This window comes from Dactylosporangium sp. NPDC051485, assembly GCF_040682015.1.
GTDB lineage: Bacteria > Actinomycetota > Actinomycetes > Mycobacteriales > Micromonosporaceae > Dactylosporangium.
Map to the genome: position 1 here is coordinate 1 of NZ_JBFAZW010000144.1, position 22,085 is coordinate 22,085.

Annotated in this window: 18 protein-coding genes and 2 pseudogenes; 12 read left to right on the top strand and 8 right to left on the bottom strand. The window is 72.1% G+C overall.

What is annotated here, in order from left to right; genetic code table 11:
• Window positions 1-17: 17 nt before the first annotated feature.
• The 3 genes from AB0M46_RS45990 to AB0M46_RS46000 all read right to left on the bottom strand — a co-directional run bounded on the left by AB0M46_RS45990 (window position 18) and on the right by AB0M46_RS46000 (window position 4,317).
• Window positions 18-1,025: a DUF916 domain-containing protein gene (locus tag AB0M46_RS45990; protein ID WP_363347019.1), complete on the bottom strand. Its 1,008-nt coding sequence runs from the start codon at window positions 1,023-1,025 to the stop codon at window positions 18-20.
• 79 nt (window positions 1,026-1,104) lie between these two features.
• Window positions 1,105-3,060, bottom strand: coding sequence for a metallophosphoesterase family protein (locus AB0M46_RS45995; protein ID WP_363347022.1), 1,956 nt, complete (start codon window positions 3,058-3,060; stop codon window positions 1,105-1,107).
• A 93-nt stretch (window positions 3,061-3,153) separates the two neighbouring features.
• Window positions 3,154-4,317, bottom strand: a complete 1,164-nt coding sequence (locus AB0M46_RS46000) for a HupE/UreJ family protein (RefSeq protein WP_363347024.1) — start codon at window positions 4,315-4,317, stop codon at window positions 3,154-3,156.
• 115 nt (window positions 4,318-4,432) lie between these two features.
• Between AB0M46_RS46000 and AB0M46_RS46005 the strand changes: the two genes are divergently transcribed.
• From AB0M46_RS46005 to AB0M46_RS46015, 3 genes are all read left to right on the top strand, one after another.
• Window positions 4,433-5,083, top strand: a complete 651-nt coding sequence (locus tag AB0M46_RS46005) for a hypothetical protein (protein ID WP_363347026.1) — start codon at window positions 4,433-4,435, stop codon at window positions 5,081-5,083.
• A gap of 160 nt (window positions 5,084-5,243) precedes the next feature.
• Complete coding sequence (gene secA2 / locus AB0M46_RS46010; RefSeq protein ID WP_363347028.1) at window positions 5,244-7,583, top strand: accessory Sec system translocase SecA2; 2,340 nt, start codon at window positions 5,244-5,246, stop codon at window positions 7,581-7,583.
• Between the two features lie 93 nt (window positions 7,584-7,676).
• The gene (locus AB0M46_RS46015) at window positions 7,677-8,993 is read left to right on the top strand and encodes a TIGR04013 family B12-binding domain/radical SAM domain-containing protein (RefSeq protein WP_363347030.1); all 1,317 of its coding nucleotides are present in this window, start codon (window positions 7,677-7,679) and stop codon (window positions 8,991-8,993) included.
• 40 nt (window positions 8,994-9,033) lie between these two features.
• Here the strand turns inward: AB0M46_RS46015 and AB0M46_RS46020 are convergent, their stop codons facing one another.
• The 3 genes from AB0M46_RS46020 to AB0M46_RS46030 form a co-directional block, all read right to left on the bottom strand.
• Complete coding sequence (locus AB0M46_RS46020) at window positions 9,034-9,648, bottom strand: hypothetical protein (protein ID WP_363347032.1); 615 nt, start codon at window positions 9,646-9,648, stop codon at window positions 9,034-9,036.
• A gap of 267 nt (window positions 9,649-9,915) precedes the next feature.
• Window positions 9,916-10,836, bottom strand: coding sequence for a hypothetical protein (locus AB0M46_RS46025; RefSeq protein ID WP_363347035.1), 921 nt, complete (start codon window positions 10,834-10,836; stop codon window positions 9,916-9,918).
• Complete coding sequence (locus tag AB0M46_RS46030) at window positions 10,833-11,762, bottom strand: sulfotransferase (protein ID WP_363347037.1); 930 nt, start codon at window positions 11,760-11,762, stop codon at window positions 10,833-10,835. Before AB0M46_RS46030 ends, AB0M46_RS46025 begins: the two co-directional genes overlap by 4 nt.
• 96 nt (window positions 11,763-11,858) lie before the next feature.
• Here AB0M46_RS46030 and AB0M46_RS46035 point away from each other — a divergent pair, with 96 nt between their 5' ends.
• The 3 genes from AB0M46_RS46035 to AB0M46_RS46045 all read left to right on the top strand — a co-directional run bounded on the left by AB0M46_RS46035 (window position 11,859) and on the right by AB0M46_RS46045 (window position 13,474).
• Window positions 11,859-12,755, top strand: coding sequence for a ParA family protein (locus AB0M46_RS46035; RefSeq protein ID WP_363347039.1), 897 nt, complete (start codon window positions 11,859-11,861; stop codon window positions 12,753-12,755).
• Window positions 12,756-12,769: 14 nt separating this feature from the next.
• Window positions 12,770-13,165: a hypothetical protein gene (locus AB0M46_RS46040; RefSeq protein WP_363347041.1), complete on the top strand. Its 396-nt coding sequence runs from the start codon at window positions 12,770-12,772 to the stop codon at window positions 13,163-13,165.
• Between the two features lie 159 nt (window positions 13,166-13,324).
• Window positions 13,325-13,474 (top strand): hypothetical protein, encoded by a 150-nt coding sequence (locus AB0M46_RS46045; RefSeq protein WP_363347043.1) that lies wholly within the window; start codon window positions 13,325-13,327, stop codon window positions 13,472-13,474.
• A gap of 12 nt (window positions 13,475-13,486) precedes the next feature.
• Here AB0M46_RS46045 and AB0M46_RS46050 read toward each other — a convergent pair whose 3' ends face one another.
• Entirely contained in the window at window positions 13,487-15,691 is a 2,205-nt protein-coding gene (locus AB0M46_RS46050; protein ID WP_363347045.1) for a UvrD-helicase domain-containing protein, read from the bottom strand.
• 167 nt (window positions 15,692-15,858) lie between these two features.
• Between AB0M46_RS46050 and AB0M46_RS46055 the strand changes: the two genes are divergently transcribed.
• From AB0M46_RS46055 to fabF, 6 genes and pseudogenes are all read left to right on the top strand, one after another.
• Window positions 15,859-16,854, top strand: coding sequence for a cellulase family glycosylhydrolase (locus AB0M46_RS46055; RefSeq protein WP_363347047.1), 996 nt, complete (start codon window positions 15,859-15,861; stop codon window positions 16,852-16,854).
• Between the two features lie 69 nt (window positions 16,855-16,923).
• Window positions 16,924-18,108 (top strand): helix-turn-helix domain-containing protein, encoded by a 1,185-nt coding sequence (locus tag AB0M46_RS46060; protein WP_363347054.1) that lies wholly within the window; start codon window positions 16,924-16,926, stop codon window positions 18,106-18,108.
• A gap of 217 nt (window positions 18,109-18,325) precedes the next feature.
• A complete protein-coding gene (locus tag AB0M46_RS46065; protein ID WP_363347049.1) occupies window positions 18,326-19,489 on the top strand; it encodes an acyltransferase domain-containing protein in 1,164 nt (387 codons plus the stop codon).
• The gene (locus AB0M46_RS46070; RefSeq protein WP_363347051.1) at window positions 19,486-20,439 is read left to right on the top strand and encodes a beta-ketoacyl-ACP synthase III; all 954 of its coding nucleotides are present in this window, start codon (window positions 19,486-19,488) and stop codon (window positions 20,437-20,439) included. Before AB0M46_RS46065 ends, AB0M46_RS46070 begins: the two co-directional genes overlap by 4 nt.
• A 53-nt stretch (window positions 20,440-20,492) precedes the next feature.
• The gene (locus AB0M46_RS46075; protein ID WP_223097536.1) at window positions 20,493-20,738 is read left to right on the top strand and encodes an acyl carrier protein; all 246 of its coding nucleotides are present in this window, start codon (window positions 20,493-20,495) and stop codon (window positions 20,736-20,738) included.
• Between the two features lie 69 nt (window positions 20,739-20,807).
• Window positions 20,808-21,995, top strand: a pseudogene (gene fabF / locus AB0M46_RS46080) (beta-ketoacyl-ACP synthase II); the annotation flags it as partial.
• Here fabF and AB0M46_RS46085 read toward each other — a convergent pair.
• A pseudogene (locus AB0M46_RS46085) lies at window positions 21,954-22,064 on the bottom strand (ATP-binding cassette domain-containing protein); the annotation flags it as partial. The pseudogenes fabF and AB0M46_RS46085 overlap by 42 nt on opposite strands.
• Window positions 22,065-22,085: the final 21 nt, after the last annotated feature.

Sequence of the window (22,085 nt, forward strand, 5' to 3'; positions counted from 1 at the left end):
TCGCCGCAGTGGGCGCGTCACGACTTCCCGGCGAGGGCCTTCTCGACGGCGGCGGCCACGCGGGCGTCCACGCGGGCCTTGCCCCGCGCGCGGGCCCGGCGCAGCAGGAACACGCCGCCGACGAGCAGGCCGGCCACCACGATGACGAGGATGAGCACCGTCCACGGCACGGCCCAGCCCGTGGCCTCGGCCGAGACCGCCGGCAGCGAGGTGGTGGAGCCGGAGGCGTCGGTCAGGCGGGGGGTCACGGTGGCGGTCGCGGTGAGGCGGAAGGCCCGCGGCACGTCGCGCACCGGCACGGACACCTTCCACGACTCGCCGGGCAGCAGCTCCGGCGGGGCCGCGATCTTGCCGGCGTCGCGGCGCAGCCAGCCGAACGGGCCGGCGACCGAGACCGCCTGCTCGGCCGAGACGATGGCATTGCCGGTGTTGTGGATGGTGTAGCTGACGTGCGCGTCGCCGCCGTCGTAGGTCACCTGCAGGCCCTCGACCGCGAGGCCCGGCTTCAGGTCGCCGCCGACCCGCAGCTTGATCTTGATGCCGAGGCGCCGCTCCACGTTGATGCTCTGCGCGGCGTCGGGCTGGGTCAGCGAGGTGACGACGCCGCCGGCGTAGTCGCCGGGCGTGGCGTTGGCCGGGATGCTCAGCGTGAAGGGCACCTCGGCGGTCTGGCCCGGCTGGATCGCGACGGTGGCGGCGTCGGGGCGCAGCCAGGCGCCGATGCCGACGGACCGCTTGTCCTTGGTCAGCAGGTCGAGCTGGCCGGCACCGGTGGTGTAGCCGTCGCCGGCGTAGACGGCCAGGCTGAGCGGGGCCTTGCCGCGGTTGGCCACCACCATGGCGTCCTTCACCTGGCCGCCGGGGTTGACCGCGTAGCTGAAGCTCGAACGGTCGGCGCCGTAGCTGTTGGAGGCCGTCCGGACGGTCCAGGCCACGTCGCCGTCCTCGGCGAGCGCGGGGCCGGCCGGGCCGGCGATCGCCAGGGCGGCCAGCACCGCCACGGCGGCGGATTTCCAGAGCTTCATGAGGGGGTCCTTCCGCGGGAGATGGAACACCGGCGGGGCGGGCCTCGCGGCGCCGCCCCGCCGGCTTCGAGCTACGCGCTCAGCTGCTCAGCGCGGTGATCGTGAGCGTGGCCCGGTAGTCGCCCTTCTCGGCGGTGCCCGGGATCTTCAGGTCCAGGTCGGCCCCGAGCTGGGCGGTGCCCTTCGGGTGACCCTGGTTGGCCCAGCCGAGGCCGCGGGAGACGGCCAGGCCGCCGCCCTGGTCGTCCCAGGCCGAGGCCACCGGCCCGCTGGCCTGCGCGCCCACGCCCGGGGCGAGGATCTTCGGGGTCCAGCCGAGGTAGGCGCCCGAGAACGTCTTGCCGCCATCGCGGAAGTCGCTCACGCTGGCCGAGATCGACCACGGCGCCAGCGAGCGCCGGCTGTCGCTGACCACGATCGGGTTGATGTGCCCCGACGCCTGGAAGTAGTCGCCGTTGCGGTCCTGCGCGGTGCCCAGGTCCACCAGGCCGTTGTAGCCGTCGATGGTCCAGCCGAACTCGCCGGGCGCGCCGGTGGGGACGTTGACCTGGACCTGCTGGCCGTCGCCCTGGTACGGGTGCACCGTCACCTTGTCGACGACCGAGCCGACCGGCTGGTCGGCGGCGGTGTTGTTGCACCACGCGACCTTGCGGAGCTCGACGGCCGCGTTCGGGGCGGCGCAGGTGCCGCTGCGGAGGTTCTGCACGACCAGGCGGTCGTTGCGGACCTCGACCTTGACGTAGGAGCGCACGTGCTCCTGGTTCTGGACCGAGTTGTACCAGTAGTTGCTCGGGTTCAGCGGGTCGGCCCCGTTGCCGGCGCCGCTGGTGCCGCTGTTGTCCGGCGTGGTGATGTCGTAGTACTTCGAGCCCGAGGCCGAGTTGCCGGTCACGTAGAGCACGCCACCGGGGCCCGGGTACACGTCCGGCGCGCCCGGCTGCTCGTTCGCGTCGGCCTTCTGGCCGTTCTTGATGAGGTAGCTGCGGGAGTAGCTGTGGTCGTGGCCCTGCAGCACCAGGTCGACGCCGAGGTTGGAGAACGCCGTCGGGAAGTCGACCCGGCGGACCTTGTTGTCGCCGTCCTTGGCGTGGTCGGCGGGCGAGTAGATGGCGTGGTGGTACACCAGCACCTTCCACTTCGCCTCGGCCCCGTGCTGGTTGATGACGTCGGTGACGTAGGCGAGGTGCGCCGCGTCGCCGCCGCCGCCCTGGGCGGTGGCGTAGCTGTTGCTGTTCAGGTCGATGAACAGGACATCCTTGTAGATGTACCAGTAGTCACCGCCCGAGGTGTTGGACGCCGGCTGTCCGTTGGCGTAGAGGCCGGCCGAGCGGTCCGTGTTCGGGGTGAACAGGTGCTGCTCGTAGGCCTTGCCGCCGACGTCGTGGTTGCCGATGGTGGCCGCCCACGGGTACTGCCGCAGCTTGTCCGGCGCCAGGAAGGCGTTCCACTGCGTCTCCGTGTTGGCCGTCTCGACCTGGTCGCCGCCGGACACCAGCAGCTCCGCGTTCGGGTTGGCCGCGAGCGAGACGTCGAGGGTGTCGGCCCAGCCCGCCTGGTCCTTGGCGAGGTCGCCCGAGGAGCCGATCTGCGGGTCGCCGTAGAACAGGAAGTCGTAGTCGCCCTCGAAGTCCTGCGTCTTGAAGGCGTAGGTCGGCGACCAGTTGCCCTCGGTGCCGACCCGGTAGGAGTACGCGGTGTGCTCCTGCAGGCCGGTGATGGTCGCGTGGCGGTTGAAGCCGCCACTGGTGGCGATGTTGGCCCCGCCGAGGGCCGCGAAGGTCGCCGCCGAGGCCGGGAAGTCGCCGCCGGCCAGTGACGCGGTCGGGGCGAGCTGGACCTTCTGCGCCGTGTCCGCCGAGGAGTACCAGGTCACGATCCGCTGGGACTCGTTGGCGCCCACGCCGAGGATGATGCCCGTGAGTGCGGCCGGGTCGGCGGCGGCGGCCTGGGAGCCCAGGCCGCTGCCGAGGGCCACAGCCAGCCCCAGGAGCGCCGCGGTGGCCGCTGCGGCCACGCGGGAGGTTCGATGCTGCATGCGGTTACCTTTTTCTCCGATGGGAGTACGCATGATCACGGTGTCGTCGCTCGGTGTCCGGGTCGTGAACGGCAGGTGGGCGCCGACTGTTCTCTAGAGCGCCCTTTGGAAGAACCAGATGAGCCCCATGGCCGCGACCCCGGCCGCCACTCCCCCGGTAGTCCAGCGCCCGGCCTTCGGCGCTTGCCGGCGCAGCAGCATCAGCAGCGGGAAGGCGGCCGCGATGATGCCGAGCTGGACGACCTCGATGCCGACGTTGAACACCAGCAGCGACCACAGCAGCGTCCACGACCACGGCTCGTCGATCCCGAGCGCGCCGGCGAACCCGAGCCCGTGCACGAGGCCGAAGCAGAACACCACCACCAGCCGGATCCAGCCGGCCCGGTCCAGCCCCTTCTCCGGCAGGTCCCGCGCGGGCTTCAGCAGGTGCCAGACGGCCACGACCGCGATCGACAGCGCGATCACCGGCTCGACCAGGTGCGCGGGCGCGTCGACCGCGCCGAGCGCGGCCAGCATGAACGTCACCGAGTGGGCCAGGGTGAAGCTGGTCGCCGCCAGCACGATCTCGCGCAGCCGCCGCGAGCCGGCGATGAGCGCCAGCAGGAACAGGATGTGGTCGATGCCGGTCAGCAGGTGTTCGGCGCCGAGCCGGAAGAACTCCCAGAAGCGCTGGTACCACGCCTGCCCGGTCGAGAACGAGGGGTGCCCGGCGTCGAGGGCGGCGCTGCCGGAGTGCTCGTCGAGGTCGTAGGTGACGATCGTCTTGACGCCCTTGACGAAGCCCTCGGCGTCGGCGAACAGCCCGGTGCGGACCTCGTGCTCGCTCGCGGGCGGGCAGGCCCAGTCGAGCGACAGCCCGGCGTACGGCACCCCCTCCTGCCGCCCGATGGTGAAGTCGCCCGCCCTCGACGGGGTGCAGGCCCGCCCGGCGGCGGTGACCTGGAAGCGCTCGGTGACGTAACGCAGCGCCGCGTCGGCGTGCGCGTCGAGCACGGCCGCCTGGCCCGCGGCGTCCCCGTCGCGGAAGGCGGCGTCGCCGGCGTGGAACAGCGCGTCGTCGCCCTGGGCGTCGGCCGCGGACACCACGAAGAGGTCGTACTCCAGCTCCAGCGCGGTCCGCACGTGCCCCTGCTCGCCGTGGCCGACGGTGACGTACACCGTCGAGGAGAACCCGTGCGCGCCCGCGGGCCGCGCCGGCAGCACGATCGCGACGGCGGCCAGGACGGCGCCCAGGAGGATGGCCCAGCGGTACGACATGGGGCTGCACGTTGCCGGGGCCGGGTGAACGCAAGGCGGTGCGCCGACGAACCACCTACGAACACTTTTTCCCAGCTGTTGAATGTGTTTTGGGCCAGGCCGCAGGATGCTCGCCGTGCGCGCCCTTTCCCTCGTCCTGGTCCTCGCCCTCGCCGCCTGCGGACCCGCCACCCCGGACTGGTCCGCCCCGCGGCCGGCGCCGTCCCCGGTGGGTCACCTCGACCCGGGCTTTCTGGGCCCGTCGGGCGCGCCGACCCCGGAGGGCACCGTCACGCCTTCGCCGGGGTCATGGGACGGTGTGCACCCGGCCCCCGGCTACCGGGTGGTGCTGCTGACGGCCGGCTCCGACGCGCCCACCCGGGCCCTGGTGGCCGCCGTGCAGGACTGGGCCACGACGGAGCGCGTGGACCTGCGCACGGTGACCGCCGCCGGCCACGACGACCTGGTACCGGCCATCACGAGAGCCCTCGGCCTGCACGGCGACCTGATCGTGACCGCCGGCAACGACCTGGTCGACCCCCTGGCCGTGGTCACCGCCAGTCACCTGGACCAGCTGTTCCTGGTGGTGGGCGCCGAGCTGGCCGAGCCGACGGTGAACGTGACCGCGGTGGACTGGGCGGGCGCGTCGTACCGCGGCGAGGGCCTCGGCATGTCCTCCACCTACGACGAGCGCTCCTTCACCCCCGCCCGCTGCTCGGCCGCCGTCCGGGCCGGCGCCGCGGCCGTGCTGACCGGCCTGACCGGCATCGTGGTCTGGCTGCGGTGAACTCGAACCGCCCCGATCTCGCCGGGGCCCGGCGTACCTAACGCTTGGTCCTGGACCAGATGAGCCCATTGTGACCGATCCAGTCCCAGCGCCTTGGTCCGTCATCGTGCAAGCCGGCGATCGGGGCGCAGACATTCATGGTGCGCGTTAGCCTGAGGTGATGGGGAGATTGGAGCAATTGCGCGATCCGTCGTCGTGGCGGCGCGCTGTTGTACTGGTGCGACGGTTCCGGCAGGAGCCGGGGACGGCGAACCTGCGCCGGTTCGAGCCGTTGGTCAACATCGTCCTGAGCGAACGGGCCGCGCTGCACGGGCTTGGCGACGAGGCGTTGGCCGAGCGCGCCAAGTCCACGGCGAAGGCGGGTCTTGCCGACGACGGCGATCTGGCGAGATTCCTCGCGGTGGCGAGCGAGGTCGCGCGGCGCCGGCTGGGGCTGGATCCGTTCGAGGTGCAGTTGCTGGCGGCGGTCAGCATGCTGCGAGGTCGCGTGGTGGACATGGAGACCGGCGAGGGCAAGACGCTGGTGGGGTTCCTCGTCGCTGCCGGGCTGGCCGTGACGGGCCGGCGGGTGCATGTGCTCTCGGCCAACGACTATCTGGCCGGTAGGGACGCGCAAGCTGGGGCGACGTTGTTCGCGGCGTTCGGTTTGTCGTGTGCGGCGGTGGTCGATGGCATGGATCATGCCGAGCGGCGCGCGGCGTACCACGGCGATGTGGTCTACGCGACCGTGCACCAGGTGGGATTCGACCTGCTCCGGGACCGGCAGCGGTCGGCCGATGCGCAGCGGCTGGTGCCGGAGCTGGACGCGGCGGTGATCGACGAGATTGACGCGGTGCTGCTCGACGACGCGATGGTGCCGTTGGTGATCGCCGGGGACGGCGACCCACGGCCGGAAGAAGCGTCACTGGCCGGGGTGGTCGCTGTGATGACCGCGGGCGTGGAGTACGAGGTCGACGGTGAGCGGCGCAACGTGTCGTTCAACGAGGCGGGGATCGCGGCGCTGGAGGAACACTTCGGTGTCGACGACCTGTACGCCAAGGATCACGTGGAGTTACTGACGGCGGCGCACGTGGCGTTGCACGCGCACGCACTCGTGGACCGCGACGTGCATTACATCGTGGCCGACGGTCAGGTGCGCCTGATCAACGACGCCCGAGGAAGGGTCGCGGACCGTCAGCGGTGGCCCGATGGTCTGCACGCCGCGATCGAGCGCAAGGAAGGCATCGAGGTGACCGCACAGGCCGAGGTGCTCGACCAGATGCTGGTCGAGACCGTGGCCCGTGGCTACCGTGTCATCACCGGGATGAGCGGCACCGCGTTGGAGGCATCCGAACGCCTGGCGGAAGACCTGCACCTGCGCACCGGAACGATCCCGACCAACCGGCCCTGCGTCCGCGTCGACGAGCCCGACCGGCTGTATCTGACCGCCGAGCAGCGCGACGAGGCCGCGGCCGACCGGGTGCATGCCGCCCATGCGGCCGGCCAGCCCGTGCTGATCGGCACGGCGAGCGTGGCGGACTCCGAACGCTTCGCCGGACTCCTGGCCGGCCGTGGCGTCGATGCGGTCGTGCTCAACGCCAAGCATGACGCCGCCGAAGCCGAGATCATCGCCCGCGCCGGCGAGCACGCGGCGGTCACCGTTTCCACGCAGATGGCCGGCCGTGGCGTCGACATCCGGCTCGCATCGCGGGCCGCCGAGGCGGGCGGGCTGCTCGTGCTCGGACTCGGACGATACGACAGCACCAGGCTCGACCATCAACTTCGCGGCAGGGCCGGCAGGCAGGGCGACCCGGGCCGTTCGGTGTTCTACACCAGTCTCGACGATGACGTGGTGACCGAGCACCTGGTCATCGGATACCACCCGCGATGGGTGGACCCGGACGGGCGAGTCCGCGACAAGCGATTCCGCCGGATATACGAGCACGCCCAGCGCGTCGCCGAGGGCAAGCTCCTGCAACTGCATCGCACCACGCGCCGCTATCACACGGCTACCGATCAGCACCGGCGGGTCCTGCTCGACACCCGCGACAGACTCCTCGCCGACCCGACCGCTCTCGACGACTACCTGGCCCACCTCTGGCCCGCCGACTCCGACAAGCCGGACACGTGGACCCGACCGGACCGGCGCACGCTGGCGGTCGAGGTGGCGCTCTACCACCTCGACCGCGCCTGGACCCGCCACCTGAACCTGCTCGCCGAGGTCCGCGAGGGTATCCACCTGCGGGTACTCGGGCGGCAGGATCCCCTCGAGGAGTTCAACCTCATCGCCACCGACGACTTCCGCGCCCTGGCCGACAAGGTAACCGCGGCCACCCGGGACACCCTCGACGCGGCATCCGAGAACGCCACCACCCTCGCCGACCTCGGCCTGCGACGCCCCTCATCCACCTGGACCTACATGGTCGCCGACAACCCCTTCGGCTCCGAGGCCGACCGGTTCTTCGAGTTCATCGGGCAAGCGCTGCGCGGCGGCAGGCCCCCGGCGATTTCCTACACCTGACGTGCGCGTGAGACCCGCGCGGCCGCGAGGCGGGCAAGCGTACGCCGCCGATCGGTCGGTCTGATCACTCTCCCGCCCTGGCAGGATGTCGCTGTGAGCTCTCTCGACCTCGTTCTGGTGCTGCGCTACCGCAAGGCCGTCACATACGGCTTCCACGTGCTGCTGGGCGCCCTGGAGGAGCACTCGACCGCGACCTCGTACGAGGTGGTCTTCGGCGATACGCCCGAGACCACGGCCTCCGCGATCTCATCGGGGTTGGAGCGGGCCAAGCGGGTGGTGGTGCTCTGGTCCTTCTACTCCCCTGACGCCGAGGCTCTCGCCGCCGAACTGGCCACCATCAAGGCGACCGCCCCCGGGGCGCTCCACATCGCCGGCGGGGTGCACGCCACCGCGGAGCCGGTGCAGACGCTCGACGCCGGGTGGGATGTCGCGGCCATCGGCGAGGGCGAGACCACGTTGCTGAAGCTGGTCGACGCGGGCGGTGATCCGACCGGCGTGACCGGGCTGGCGTACCGCGACGACACCGGCAAGGTGGTCAAGACCGGGCGTCCGGAGCGGCTGCCGCTCGACTCGTTCCGCGGCTTCTCGCTGCGCTGGCAGCGGTTCAACGCCCTCGAGATCACTCGAGGCTGTGCGTTTTCGTGCAGATTTTGCCAAACGCCCTTTATGTTCTCGGCGCGGTTCCGCCACCGCAGCGTGGAGAACGTCCGATGGCACGTCGACCAGATGCGGGCGCGCGGCCTGCGGGACGTCCGTTTCGTCACGCCGACGGCGCTGTCGTACGGCAGCCAGGACGAGTCCCCGAACCTTGACGCCGTCGAGGAGCTGCTGGCCTCGTGCAAGGAGGGCATCGGGCCGAACGGCCGGGTCTTCTTCGGCTCCTTCCCCAGCGAGATCCGGCCCGAGCATGTGAGCCGTGAGGCGCTGCGGCTGGTGAAGAAGTACTGCTCGAACAACAACATCATCGTCGGCGCCCAGTCCGGTTCGGACCGCGTCCTCGACGCGGCGAAGCGGGGGCACGGCGTCGAGGAGGTCATGCGGGCCGCCCGCCTCGGCGTCGAGGAGGGATTCCGCATCAACGTCGACATGATCTTCGGCATGCCCGGCGAGGATCGGGCCGACGTCGAGGCGTCCCTTGCGCTCGCTCGCGAACTTGCCGACCTCGGCGCCCGCATCCACGCTCACACCTTCATGCCGCTTCCTGGCACCCCATGGCGTGACGCTCCAGCCGGCGACGTCGACCCGGAAACCATCAGCGCCGTAGACCGCCTGTCCCAGCAGGGGGCGCTGTACGGCCATTGGCAGCGACAGCGCGAACACGCGGCGCGTCTTGCCGCCGCCGCCGAGACCTATCCCCGGCCCGGCCGCAGCAGAAGCCTGCTGCTGCAACCGCGGGACGGATCCGCGTAGCCAGGCAGCCCGCACCCGGCCCGCCTCGAGCCGGTTTCGGTCAGGCGACGGCGGCCTTGACGTCGTCGAGCTTCACGGCTGCCCTCGTCCCGGCCACGAACGGCGGTTCGCCCGCGAACACGAGCTGCCCGGTGCTGTCGACCGTGGCGATCCCGGCGACGCAGAGGTCGGCGGCCTGCACCGGCAAGCTTGCCGGCTTGGGCGCCGCGAAGATCGCGAACGTCGTGTTGCCGAGCTCGGCCGGGCTCTTGAGCTTCGAGTCCGCCTGTTGCACGTTCGCCATTTTCTCGTGGGTGTACGCGATGCGGCCACCCTTCTTGTCCGCTCTGTTCCACTTGCCGCTCAGGTAGACGACCGTCAGCGTGCCGCCCGGCTTGACGTCGCCCTTGATGACGCCGTCAACCTTGAAGGAGACCGTCCCGTAGATCTCCGGCCCTTCCCCGGCGATGTTTCCTTCACCCTCGGGATCGACCGGCACCTCGTAGGCGGACTCGTTCACCGCGACCACCTTGCCGGTCGCAATGATCGGCCGCTGGGCCACGAAGTCCGCGAGGCTGTCGAACGGCACGGACGACACCTGATACGGGGCGACCCCAACGGCATCATCGTCGCTTACCGGACCCGCGCATCCACTCAGCAGCACTACGGCCGCCACGGCAATCCATTTCCGCATAGTGGCCCGATTATTGTCGCGAACCGGCCGAAGCCGCTAGACGATGAGCCATGCCGCGCAAGGTTGTGCGCTGATGAGCGAGGCGCGAGTGCGATCAGGCGCGTGTTGCCTAGATCACAGGCCTGGTTGGCATAGTGGCGCTGCTGGTCATCGTCTGACGTGCTGACGAGGGGGGCGCATGGACGATCACGACCGGGAACAGTTCAGGAAGTTCGTGGCGGCACGCACCCCGGTACGAAGGTGGTCCTCCTACAGATCACCTTCATGCCGGGGTGCTGCCTCGGTGCGCAGTTCGTGGGCGCCGTCGGCCCGCGTGCCCTCGTAGTAGATGCGGCCCGGCACGGCGGTCAGGTAGCGCAGGCCGTGCGGGGCGAAGGGCGAGCCCGTCGGCGGGTCGAGCGACGCGGTCATCGGCCCGAACGTGCCGTCGGCCAGCAGCGGCGCGGTCGCGGTGCCGGTGCGCTCCTCCCAGTTCTCCTCCGCGCTCGCCCGCCCGTCGTACGCGACGGAAAGGCCGTCGGGGGAGGGAACGACCGCGCTGAGCCGCACCCCGCGGGCGTCCCAGGCGCCCGAGCGTGGGGCCAGGGCCACACCGCGCCAGGTCCAGGCGACGCCGTCGGGGCTGGTGGCGTACCAGGTGCTCATCCGGTCGGCGTGCTCGGCGGACTCCAGCGGGTGGACCGAGGCCCACAGGTGCCAGCCGCGACCGTCGAAGTGCAGGACCGGGTCCTTGACGCCCACCGTGGCGTCGCCGGGCAGGACGGTCACGGCCGGTGCCTCGCCGAGCTTCTCCGGCTCGTCGGCCTCCAGCAGGTCGACCCGCCAGTGTTTGGTGCCAGGCGTGGCCACGCTGACGTACAGCCGCCAGCGCCCCTCCGGGGTGACCGCGAGCGCCGGCCGCTCGAGCGAGGCGCCGCCGAAGCGGTCCTTGTGCACCTCGGCGACCGTGGTGAACGCGATGCCGTCGCTCGAGCGGGCGATCACGTTGGCGTAGCCGCGGCCCTCGCCGATCGGGCGGCGCAGGCGGTACGCCAGGAAGACCTCCCCGCCGACCCGCAGCGCGCTCGGCGCGCCGGCCCAGGTGCCCGGCCCGGTCGCGGGCGGCTCGACGACGACGTGGGCGCCGTCCCAGCGCGGCAGCGTGATCAACATGCCCTCCGAAAGCGTCACTGGTAGTTGCTGGCGTGGTCCAGGCTGAGCCAGTCCGCGTACGACTCGCCGGAGACGTCCTGCAGCAGTTCGATCTCCGCCGCGAAGCCGGGCAGCAGCGCCGCCCGCTGCTCGGGCGTGACCCGCGGCCGGCGGCCGTGCTCCCGGTGCAGCAGCGCCAGCAGCGGCCGGCTGAAGGCGCGGCGGACCGGCACCGGGAACCGATGACCGATCCTGCCACCGCCGCGCAGCAACAGCCGCAGCCCCGCGTTCACCGGCGTGTCGGCGACGTAGCGCCGCACGTTCTCGGGCGGGATCTCGCCCACGTGACCCGTGGCAACCCCCAAAAACCCGCAGACCCGGTCGACGGTACGGCGAGGATCGTCGCGCAGGTCCCGATAGCGCAGCAGCAGGATCTGCTCGCGCGGGAAGTACCGCAGCAGGTGTTGCAGCTGGGTGCCGTACCGTCCCAGGTCCGTGTAATGCCAGAACGTGGCCCAGCCCTTCGCCCGGCGGGCGGGCTCGAGCTCGACCGCCCGCAGGAAGTCGGCCTCGGACTCCAGCCCGGCCCCCCACAGGTGCGACCAGTTCGAGTGCGCCCGGTCGACCGGGTCGCGCAGCAGCAGGACGAGCCGCGCGTGCGGGACGAGCTTGGCGATCCGCTCATGGGCGGCGAGATCGTGCAGGTAGAACGGCGTCGCCTCGCCGAGCAGCGCCCCCGGCGGGGCCGGGTCGAACAGCGCCTCGTAGTCCGCCCGCCGCCAGACGTGCTCCTGGTAGGTCTGCACGTCGCCGGGTCCGCCCCGCCGCGGCGGCGGCCCGTCGGTGAGGAAGAACTTCGGCTCCTTGACCGAGGGCAGGAACAACTGCGGATGGCGCACCAGCGCCGCGTGCAGCGCGGACGTGCCCGCTTTCGGCACGCCCGCGACCAGGAAGTCGGGCAGCATGCGTCTGTACCCTTTCCCTATCGACAAGATAGGAAATCACCCTAGCGTGGACGGCCCGTGGCGACAAACGTGGCCGATGGATGGCATGCTGCTGTGATGACTGTCGTCTCTGTCATCAACTACAAGGGCGGCGTCGGCAAGACCACCGTGACCGCGAACCTGGGCGCCGACCTGGCCGCCCGCGGCCGCAAGGTCCTCCTGATCGACCTGGACCCGCAGGCCAGCCTGACGTATTCCTTCTACCGCCCGGCCGACTTCGTCGAGCAGCCGACCATCCGCTCCTGGTTCGAGACGTTCGTCGCGACCCGCGAGCCGGAGCCGCTGTTCAAGTACGTGCTGGCCCCGCCCTCGGTCAACGCCGTCGTGCAGCCCCTCGGCGGGCACCTGCACCTCGTCGCCTCGCAGCTGGGCCTGGTCGACGTCGACCTGGACCTGGCCGCCGGCCTGGGCGGCTCGCGGTTCCAGCGCAGCAGCCCGAGATACCTGCAGGTGTACCGCCTGCTGGCCGACGCCCTGGCGGAGCAGAACTTCGCCGGCTACGACGTCGTCCTCGTCGACTGCCCGCCCAACTTCAACCTGGTCACCCGCACGGCCCTGGTGGCCAGCGACGGCATCATCGTCCCGGCCCGCGCCGACTACCTGTCCACGCTCGGCATCGACCTGCTCCGCGCGCGCCTGTCGATGCTGGTCGACGAGTACAACGAGGTGGCCGAGCGGCCGATCAACCCGGAGATCCTCGGTGTGGTCTACACGATGGTGCAGTACACCTCGTCGGGGCCGCTGCTGACCCAGCGCACCTCGGTGGAGACGACCTCGGTGATCGAGATGCCGGTGTTCCGCCAGACCATCCGCGACAACAAGTCGGCCATGACGGAGGCCGGCCAGCGCTCGGTCCCCGCCGTCCTGGCGCCCCAGGGCAGCCCCGCGGTCGAGACCCTACGATACGAGATACAGCAGCTCACCAGCGAGCTGCTGGCGCTCATCCGACCCTGAGGGAGAACACTTCGATGACCGACCCGGCCGACCTCGCCTACGAGGTGCTCCAGCGGGTGGCCGCCTTCGTGAGGACCCTCCCGGCCGACCAGCTGGCCGACCTGGCCTCCGGCGCCGCCAAGCTCGAGCTGGTGCCCAAGGGCGGCCGCCCGGCGAAGAAGGCCGCCCCGGCGAAGGCGGCCGCGTTCTCCCGGCCGGTCGGCGAGATCGAGTCGACGCTCGCGCAGCTCGCCACGCTTCCGGCCGCCACGCAGTACCTGGGCGACCTGCGCCTGACCGTGCCGCAGCTGCGCGAACTGGCCAAGGTGCTCGGCGTCGCGCTGCCGGCGAAGGCCGCCAAGGGTGCGATCACCGAATCGATCGCGCAGGCCACCGTCGGCCGCCGCCTGGACAGCGCCGCCCTGAGCTAGGCACCGCAGAAGGTGCGGACGCCTCTCTGCCTCAGCTACCACCCCAAGAGCCCCCTCACGACCGAGGAGGTGCTTGAACGCGCTCGGCTCGGATAGGTCTGGCCCGCCGCTCGTGCTGGTGGAGGCTCGCTGTCCAGACCATGCCTCAGGACCGGACAGTTGTTCGTGTTCGCCGCCCACGTGGGCAGGTCCGTGACCCGCCGGACCCGGCTCCTGGTCGCGGCCGATCCGGACTCGACGTCGGGCAAGGCGCGCACGGCCGCCCAGTACGGCATCCCGGCCGTGCACCGGCGCCGTTCCCACGGATGATCGAGGTCTGCGTCAGGCGCGGTGGTGGCGGCCCTTCGGGCGTTGCTTGCCCGATCGCTCGTCCAGCAGGGCGGCGGTGCGCTGCAAGACCTCGTCCCACGTGGCCGGCGGGGCGCCGCCGATGATCATGGCGGTCAGGTCCTCGGCGAGGCGGTCGAGGAGGGAGAGCTCCACCGTCGGGTCCGGGTCCGGCTCCACGACCGTGCGCTGGCGCGGGATGTGGTCGGTCACGTCCTTGCGGGGTTCCAGCGGGAGGGGGTTGCCGCTGGCCACCACGTCCAGGTAGCGGATGGTGCGGGTCAGGGCGACGAAGAGCAGGCGGTGGCCCCTCGGGTCCTCCGCGACGATCTCCTCGGGCTCGACGACGACGACCGCGTCGAACTCCAGGCCCTTGGCCTCCTGGGGGGAGACGAGGTTGATGGCGTGGTCCAGCTCGCCGCTCTGGTCGGCCCGCACCCACGGCAGGTCGTTGGCGTGCAGGGCGAACTCCAGCTCGGCGCGGCGGGCGGCCGGGCAGACGATGCCCACGAAGCGGTGGGCCTCCAGGTGGTCGCGGGCGATCTGGGCGGCGCGGCCGGCGCGCTCCCCCGGCTCGACGACGTGGATGCCGGGGTCCTCCGGGCCGTCGCGCACGACGCGGGCCGGTTCGACGCCTGGGGCGGCGATCGGCAGGAGCTGGGCGGCGAGCTCGTAGACCTGGCGGGGGACGCGGTAGCCGTACCGCAGGCCGGCCACCACCACCTGCTGGGTGTTCGGCAGGTGCTCGGTGACCTCGTCCCAGCTGTCGCGGGCCCAGGCGCCGGTGGACTGGGCCAGGTCGCCGACGACGGTCAGGGAGCCGGTGGACGAGCGGCGGGCGATGGCGCGCAGCTGCATCGGGGAGAGGTCCTGGGCCTCGTCGACCACGATGTGCCGGTAGCGCCCGGCGGTGCCGTTGATCTGGTGGTCCAGCTCGTCGAGGAGGGGGCCATCAGCGGCGCTCCAGACCTGTTCGGACAGGCGGTCGGCGCCGCGGCGGTAGAGCTGGGACAGCTCCCCGTCGGTGAACTCGGCCGCGGCCGCGGCGGCCAGGCGGTTGCGGGAGCCGTAGAGGGCGCGCAGGAAGGCCGGGGCGCTCTGCAGGGGCCACAGGCGCTCCAGCAGGTTCTCCACCGGCGGGAGGCGCTCGGCCTCCAGCGGGCCGCCCCGGTCGCGGACCAGGGTGGCCAGGGCGGTGCGCAGGCGCTGGCGGCGCACCGCATACGGGCCCGCGCTCTGGCGGGCGTCGGTGACCGCGGCGGCCACCTCGGGGCCGGGCAGGGTCAGGAAGCGGCCGTCGAAGAGCATGCGCTCGGCCGGCTCCGGGGCGCCGATGCGGGCCTCGAGCGCGCGGGACAGCAGGCGGGCCATCCGGGCCTCGCCCTTCAGGCGGCGGACCTCGGGCTCCTCCTGGCGGCCGCGCTGGACCGGCGGGGCCAGCTGGTCGATGTCGACCTGCTCGACCGCGCCGTCGCCGAGGCCGGGCAGCACGGCGCGGATGTAGCGGGTGAAGGCCGGGTGCGGGCCGACGATGAGCACGTCGCGCGGGCGGAGGCGGTCCTGGTGGTTGTACAGCAGCCAGGAGACCCGGTGCAGGGCCACCGCGGTCTTGCCGGTGCCCGGGCCGCCCTCGATGACCAGCACGTGCTCCAGCGGGAACTGGATGAGCCGGTGCTGGGCGGCCTGGATGGTGGCCACGATGTCGCGCATGGTGCCGGTGCGGCCGCGGTCCAGCTCGCCCAGCAGCGCGGCGTCCGGGCCCTCGAGCGCCTCGATGTCCTGGGCGAGCTGCTGGAAGACGAGGTCCTCGAAGTCGAGGATGTGATTGCCGTCGCAGGTGAAGGTGCGCTTGCGGGTCAGGCCGCGGGGGTCCTCGGCGGTGGCCTGGTAGAACAGGTCGCCGACCGGGGTCTTCCAGTTGACCACCAGCACCTGGCGCTGGTCGTCGAGGATGGTCTCGCGGCCGATGTAGTAGCGCTCGTCCGAGTCCTGGTCCACCCGCCCGAAGGCGACCTCCTGCTCCGGCGGGGCCAGGCCGTCGCGGCGGCCCCGGCGGAAGCCGGCCAGCCAGCGGCCGGCGCCTGCGTTGGTGGCGGCGTCGGGGGCCTCGCCGAGCTCGGTGCGCAGCCGTTCCCGATGCTTTCGGGCGAGGTCGAAGTGTTCCTGCTCGGCGGCGATCTCGGCCGACTTGGACTCCACGGCCCTCCCCCTGGACAAACGCAGCGTGCGACTCACGCTACCTTGCGCCAAGGAGGCCGGTCGATCCCCTTGGAGCCGAATCACCCTGAGCATCATCCGGTGGCAAACGGGTGAATGGCGAACGCCCGGGTAGCGGCTCACCCATGGTCAGACGAGCAGCGGTCAGGATGGCGTTTCCGGCGCTCCTGCTGGCGCTGCTCGGTGCGGCGTACGTCACCCCGGCGCGCGCGAGACAGGCTGAGGGGATCCGGGTGGCGGACGGGCGGCTGGTCGAGGCCGGCGGGGAGCCGCTGGTGCTGCGCGGGGTCAACCACGGGTACGCCTTCGGGCCCGGACCCGCGTCGGTGTTCGACGACATCCGGGCCGCGGGGGCCAACGCGGTGCGGGTGGCGCTGGCCAGCGGGCAGGAGTGGCCGGCCACCCGGCCGGCCGTGGCCGCCTCGGTGATCGCGCGCTGCAAGGCGGCCCGGCTGATCTGCGTGCTCGACGTGCACGACACGATGGGGTACGGCACCCAGCCCGGCGCGGCCACCATCGGCCAGGCGGTCGACTACTGGCTCACCCTGCGCGACGTGCTGCGCCACCAGGAGGACTACGTGGTGCTCAACATCGCCAACGAGCCGTCGGGGCACGCGGTCGACGCCGACTGGCTGGGCAACACCGAGGCCGCGATCGCCCGGCTGCGGGCGGCCGGGCTGCCGCACGCGCTCATGGTGGACGCGCCGAACTGGGGCAACGACGCCTTCCACGTCATGCACGACCACGCGGCCGAGGTCTTCGCCGCCGACCCGCTGCGCAATGTGGTCTTCGACGTGCACATGTACGGCCCCTTCGACACGGCCGGCAAGGTCTCCGGCTACCTGGACGCGTTCGTACAGCAGCGGCTGCCGATCGTGGTCGGCGAGTTCTCGCAGATCCACGAGTACGGCGACCCGGACGAGGACGCGATCATGGCGTACTGCCAGGAGCACGGCCTCGGGTACCTCGGCTGGTCGTGGAGCGGCAACAGCTCGCAGTACAGCTATCTGGATGTCGTCACCGGGTATCACCCGGGCCGGCTCACCCAGTGGGGCCGCCGGCTGATCGACGGGCCCAACGGGCTGCGGGCGACGTCCCGGCCGGCCGCCGTCTATGGGCGCCTGTGGCTCGCGGCGGCCCGATGAACCCGGCCATGACAAGCTGTGGTGGTGACCGATCAGCCGCCGAAGCCCGCCGAGGCCCCGCCGCCCGCGGTGGGCTCGCTGGAGCCGAGCGTGCGGGCGATCGAGCGGGCCGCCGGCGCGCTGGCCACGGCCAGCGTGGCCCGGATGGACGAGACGCTGCCGTGGTTCCGGGACCTGCCCGCCGACCAGCGGGCCTGGGTCATGCTGGTCGCCCAGGCGGGGGTGCGCTCACTGGTGGAGTGGCTGCGGGCCCGGGACAAGGACGGGCCGGCTCCGCCGGACAACTCCGACGAGTTCTTCGACGCCGCGCCCCGGGCGCTGGCCCGCTCGATCAACCTCGGCCAGACGGTGCAGCTGATCCGGGTCACCATCGAGGTCGTCGAGGAGCAGCTGCCGCACCTGGCCGCGCCCGGGCAGGAGACCGGGCTGCGGGAGGCGGTGCTGTACTACAGCCGCGAGGTCGCCTTCGGCGCGGCCCGGGTCTACGCCCGGGCGGCGGAGACCCGCGGCGCCTGGGACGCCCGGCTGCAGGCCCTGCTGGTCGACGCGCTGCTGCGCGGGGACTCCTCCGACGTGCTGGCCAGCCGGGCCGCGGCGCTGGGCTGGGCGGATGCGCCCCCGGTGGCGGTGGCGGTGGGCCGCTCCCCCGGCGGGGAGGCGGCGGCGGTGCTGCACACGGTGTACCGCGCGGCCCGGCGCATAGGGGTGGAGATCCTCGGCGGCGTGCACGGCGACCGGCTGGTGGTGGTGCTCGGTGGGGCGGCCGACCCGATGGCCGCGACCGAGCGGCTGCTGGTCGGCTTCGGCGACGGGCCGGTGGTGGTCGGGCCGGCGGTGCCCTCCCTGGACGAGGCGACCGAGTCGGCCCGGGCGGCGCTGGCCGGCTTCCGGGCCGCGCCCGCCTGGCCGGCCGCGCCCCGCCCGGTGGCCGCGACCGACCTGCTGCCCGAGCGGGCCCTGGCCGGGGACGCGGAGGCGCGGCGGATCCTGCGCCAGGAGGTCTACGGCGCGCTGGTGCGGGCCGGCGGGGAGCTGCTGGAGACCCTCGACGCCTTCTTCGCCGGGGGCGGGGTGCTGGAAAGCGCGGCGCGGGGGTTGTTCGTGCATCCGAACACCGTGCGGTACCGCCTGCGCCGCATCGGCGAAGTGACAGGATTCACGCCGCTGGTCCCGCGGGACGCCTTCGCGCTGCGCATCGCGCTGACGATCGGCCGGCTCGACCCGCTGGCCCCTTCGGCGCCGCCGGTGACGTGATTTCGGGGTTCGGTGTGGTTTCGCACCGTTTGACCCTTATGCTGCTGACGCCACCTCGACCGGACACCCGTGTGAACAACAGATTGCGGTGGGTGACGGTGTGGATCTGTTGGCACAACACCACGCGATCTTTTGTAGGGTCCCTACAAACGAGGTGGTCCACTTTGGTGTGTAGCGCTACCCGCGCGAGTGTCGGGAATCCGGAAAAGTCATAGACGTGCTCGCTGTACTCGCTCCAGGCCAAGGCTCCCAGAAGCCCGGCTTCCTAACGCCGTGGCTCGCGCTGCCCGGCGCCGAGGCGCGTCTGCGCTGGTGGTCGGCCCTGTCCGGCGTCGACCTGATGCACCTTGGCACCGCCGCCGACGCGGAGGAGATCAAGGACACCGCCAAGACCCAGCCGCTGCTCGTGGCGGCCGCCCTGCTGACCGCCGAGCACCTGCCGATGGCCGACGTGCCCGTCGTGGCCGGCCACAGCGTCGGCGAGCTGGCCGCCTCCGCGCTGGCCGGCGTGCTCTCCGCCGAGGCCGCGATCACCCTCGCCGGTGTGCGCGGCCGGGAGATGGCCGCCGCCTGCGCGCTCGAGCCCACCGGGATGAGCGCCGTGCTCGGCGGCGACCCGGACGAGGTGATCGCCAAGATCGAGGCGGCGGGGCTGTACCCGGCCAACCGCAACGGCGCCGGCCAGGTCGTCGCCGCCGGTTCGCTCGACGGGCTGGAGAAGCTCGCCGCCGAGCCGCCGGCCAAGGCCCGCATCACCGCGCTGAAGGTGGCGGGGGCGTTCCACACGCCGTTCATGGCCCCGGCCGAGGAGGCCCTGGGCAAGGTCGCGGCCGGCATCGTCCCGGCGGCGCCGAGCAAGATCCAGCTGTCCAACCTCGACGGCACCGCGGTCGAAGACGGCGCGGTCATGCTGCAGCGCCTGGTCCGGCAGGTCACCGCCCCGGTGCGCTGGGACCTGGTCATGCAGACCCTCGCCGACCTCGGCGTGACCGCGATCGTCGAGCTGGCCCCGGCCGGCACCCTGGCGGGCCTGGCCAAGCGGGCGCTCAAGGGCATCGAGATCGTCTCCGTCAACACCCCGGACGACCTGCCGGCCGCGCGCGACGCGATCGCCCGGCATGTCGCCGAGGGTCACAGCCACGAGCCACACCCGGAGTTCAGTGTCGTGGTGGCCGGCGCCGCCGGCGTCTTCGCCCCGGCCGCGGACCTCGCGGTGGGAGCCAAGATCGCCGACGGTCAGGTCATCGGGGCCATCCAGACCCGGCAGGGCCCCGTCGAGGTGGCCGCGCACGGCGCCGGCGTGCTCGTCGAATGGCTCGCCCACCACGACGACCCGGTCGCCCCCGGCCAGGCGCTCGCCCGCATTGGAGGCCAGATATGAGCGCGGTTGCAGGATCGCGGATCCTCGCGTTCGGTCACTACCAGCCGTCGCAGGAAGTCACCAACGACGACCTGTCCAAGGTGATCGAGACCAACGACGCGTGGATTCGCGACCGGGTCGGCATCGGGAGCCGCCGCATCGCCGGCGCCGAGAGCGTGGCCGACATGGCGACCGCCGCGGCCGGCAAGGCGCTCGCCGCCTCCGGGCTGACCGCCGCCGACATCGACACGGTCGTGGTGGCCACCTGCAGCTCGGCCGACCGGTGCCCGAACGTGGCCACCAGGGTCGCGGCCAAGCTCGGCATCAACGCTCCCGCCGCCTACGACCTCAACACCGCCTGCTCCGGCTTCTGCTACGGCCTGGCCAGCGCCGACCACGCGATCCGGGCCGGCGCCGCGCGCAACGCCCTGGTCATCGGCGCCGAGAAGCTCTCCGACGTCACCGACTGGACCGACCGCACCACCGCCGTGCTCTTCGGCGACGGCGCGGGCGCGGCCGTGGTCACCGGCGTGCCCGAGGGCGAGCGCCCCGGCATCGGCCCGGTGGTGTGGGGCTCGGCCCCGGAGAAGGGCGACGTGCTCAAGATCGAGGGATGGCGGCCGTACATCAAGCAGGAGGGCCAGGCGGTCTTCCGCTGGGCCACGACCGCCATCGCCCCCTACGCCCAGGAGGCCCTCGACCGGGCCGGGGTGCAGGGCAAGGACATCGCCGCGTTCGTCGCCCACCAGGCCAACACCCGCATCATCGACGGGATCGTGAAGCGTCTCGACCTGCCCAACGCCATCGTGCTGAAGGATCTGGTCGAGTCGGGCAACACGTCGGCGGCCAGCATCCCGCTGGCCCTGTCCAAGGCCATCGAGCGGCGCGAGGTCCCCTCCGGCTCGCCCGTGCTGCTCTTCGGCTTCGGCGGCGGCCTGACGTACGCGGGTCAAGTCATCCACTGCCCGTAGCGGTCTGTTCATCTTCGTTCGACGAGCGCGTCAACCCAAGGAAGGAAAGCTCTATGTCCACCCGTGAAGAGATCGCCGAAGGTCTCGCCGAGATCCTCGAAGAGGTCGCTGGGGTCAACCCGGACGACGTCGCCGAGGAGAAGTCGTTCACCGACGACCTCGACGTCGACTCGCTGTCCATGGTCGAGGTCGTCGTGGCGGCCGAGGAGAAGTTCGGCGTGAAGATCCCGGACGACGAGGTGCCGAACCTCAAGACCGTCGGCGACGCCGTCTCGTACATCGAGAAGTCGCAGGCCTGAAGCCGCCGCCGGGGTCCTGAGCCTGGCTCGGGGCCCCGTCGTCTGGTCCGCCGTAAGGAGAGTTGTGCAGTGAGTGTCGATGTCGTCGTCACCGGGATCGGAGCCACCACGCCGCTGGGCGGGGACGCGCCGTCCACCTGGGACGCCATGCTCGCCGGCAAGTCGGGGGTGTCGCCGCTGCCCGACTGGGCCGCGCCGCTCACCGTGCGCATCGCCGCCCAGCTGGCCGTAGAGCCCACCGAGAAGATCGACCGCGTGCAGTCCCGCCGCCTGGACCGCAGCGAGATGACGGCCATCATCGCCGCCCGCGAGGCCTGGGCCGACGCGGGCGCCCCCGAGGTCGACAAGGACCGCCTCGCGGTCAGCGTCGGCACCGGCATCGGCGGCGCCCAGACGCTGCTCAACCAGGACGACATCCTGGAGGCCAGCGGTCCCCGCAAGGTCTCCCCGCACACCGTGCCGATGCTCATGCCCAACGGGCCGGCCGCCTGGGTCGGGCTGGAGCTCGGCGCCCGGGCCGGCGTGCACTGCGTGGCCAGCGCCTGCGCCACCGGCGCCGAGGCGATCGCCCACGCCCTCGACCTGATCCGGCTGGGCCGCGCCGACGTGGTCGTCGCCGGCGGCACCGAGGCCGTCATCCACCCCCTGCCGATCGCCGGCTTCGCCTCGATGCGCGCGATGTCGGTGCGCAACGAGGACCCCGAGCGCGCCTCCCGCCCGTGGGACAAGGCCCGCGACGGGTTCGTGCTCGGCGAGGGTGCCGGCGTCATCGTGCTGGAGCGGGCCGAGCACGCCCGGGCCCGCGGCGCGCGCGTGTACGCCCGCCTGGCCGGGGCCGGCATCAGCTCGGACGGCTACGACATCGTCCAGCCGCACCCGGAGGGCAACGGCGCGGTGCGGGCGATCGAGTTCGCCCTGCGCGACGCCGGCATCGCCAAGTCCGACATCATGCACGTCAACGCGCACGCCACCTCGACGCCGGTCGGCGACCTGGCCGAGATCAAGGCGCTGCACCGGGCGCTGGGCGACCACGCGGTCCTCACCTCGACCAAGTCGATGACCGGGCACCTGCTCGGCGCGGCCGGCGCGGTGGAGTCGATCGCGACGATCCTGGCGGTGTACCACGGGGTGGTGCCGCCGACGATCAACCTGGACGACCCGGACGACGAGCTCGACCTCGACGTGGCGGCGCACAAGGCGCGGCACCTCGAGATCCCGGCGGCGCTGAACAACTCGTTCGGCTTCGGCGGGCACCACGGCGCGCATGAACGTGGTCTTCCCGCTGCCGCTCGGCCCGAGCAGCCCCGTGACGCTGCCGCTGGGCACGCTGCAGGTGAAGTCGTGCAG

What these genes read in the sequence shown, in the direction of transcription:
- AB0M46_RS45990 (WP_363347019.1), bottom strand. Translation starts at nt 1,025, where the DNA reads ATGAAGCTCTGGAAATCCGCCGCCGTGGCGGTGCTGGCCGCCCTGGCG.
- AB0M46_RS45995 (WP_363347022.1), bottom strand. Translation starts at nt 3,060, where the DNA reads ATGCAGCATCGAACCTCCCGCGTGGCCGCAGCGGCCACCGCGGCGCTC.
- AB0M46_RS46000 (WP_363347024.1), bottom strand. Translation starts at nt 4,317, where the DNA reads ATGTCGTACCGCTGGGCCATCCTCCTGGGCGCCGTCCTGGCCGCCGTC.
- secA2 (WP_363347028.1), top strand. Translation starts at nt 5,244, where the DNA reads ATGGGGAGATTGGAGCAATTGCGCGATCCGTCGTCGTGGCGGCGCGCT.
- AB0M46_RS46030 (WP_363347037.1), bottom strand. Translation starts at nt 11,762, where the DNA reads ATGCTGCCCGACTTCCTGGTCGCGGGCGTGCCGAAAGCGGGCACGTCC.
- AB0M46_RS46035 (WP_363347039.1), top strand. Translation starts at nt 11,859, where the DNA reads ATGACTGTCGTCTCTGTCATCAACTACAAGGGCGGCGTCGGCAAGACC.
- AB0M46_RS46040 (WP_363347041.1), top strand. Translation starts at nt 12,770, where the DNA reads ATGACCGACCCGGCCGACCTCGCCTACGAGGTGCTCCAGCGGGTGGCC.
- AB0M46_RS46055 (WP_363347047.1), top strand. Translation starts at nt 15,859, where the DNA reads ATGGCGTTTCCGGCGCTCCTGCTGGCGCTGCTCGGTGCGGCGTACGTC.
- AB0M46_RS46070 (WP_363347051.1), top strand. Translation starts at nt 19,486, where the DNA reads ATGAGCGCGGTTGCAGGATCGCGGATCCTCGCGTTCGGTCACTACCAG.
- AB0M46_RS46075 (WP_223097536.1), top strand. Translation starts at nt 20,493, where the DNA reads ATGTCCACCCGTGAAGAGATCGCCGAAGGTCTCGCCGAGATCCTCGAA.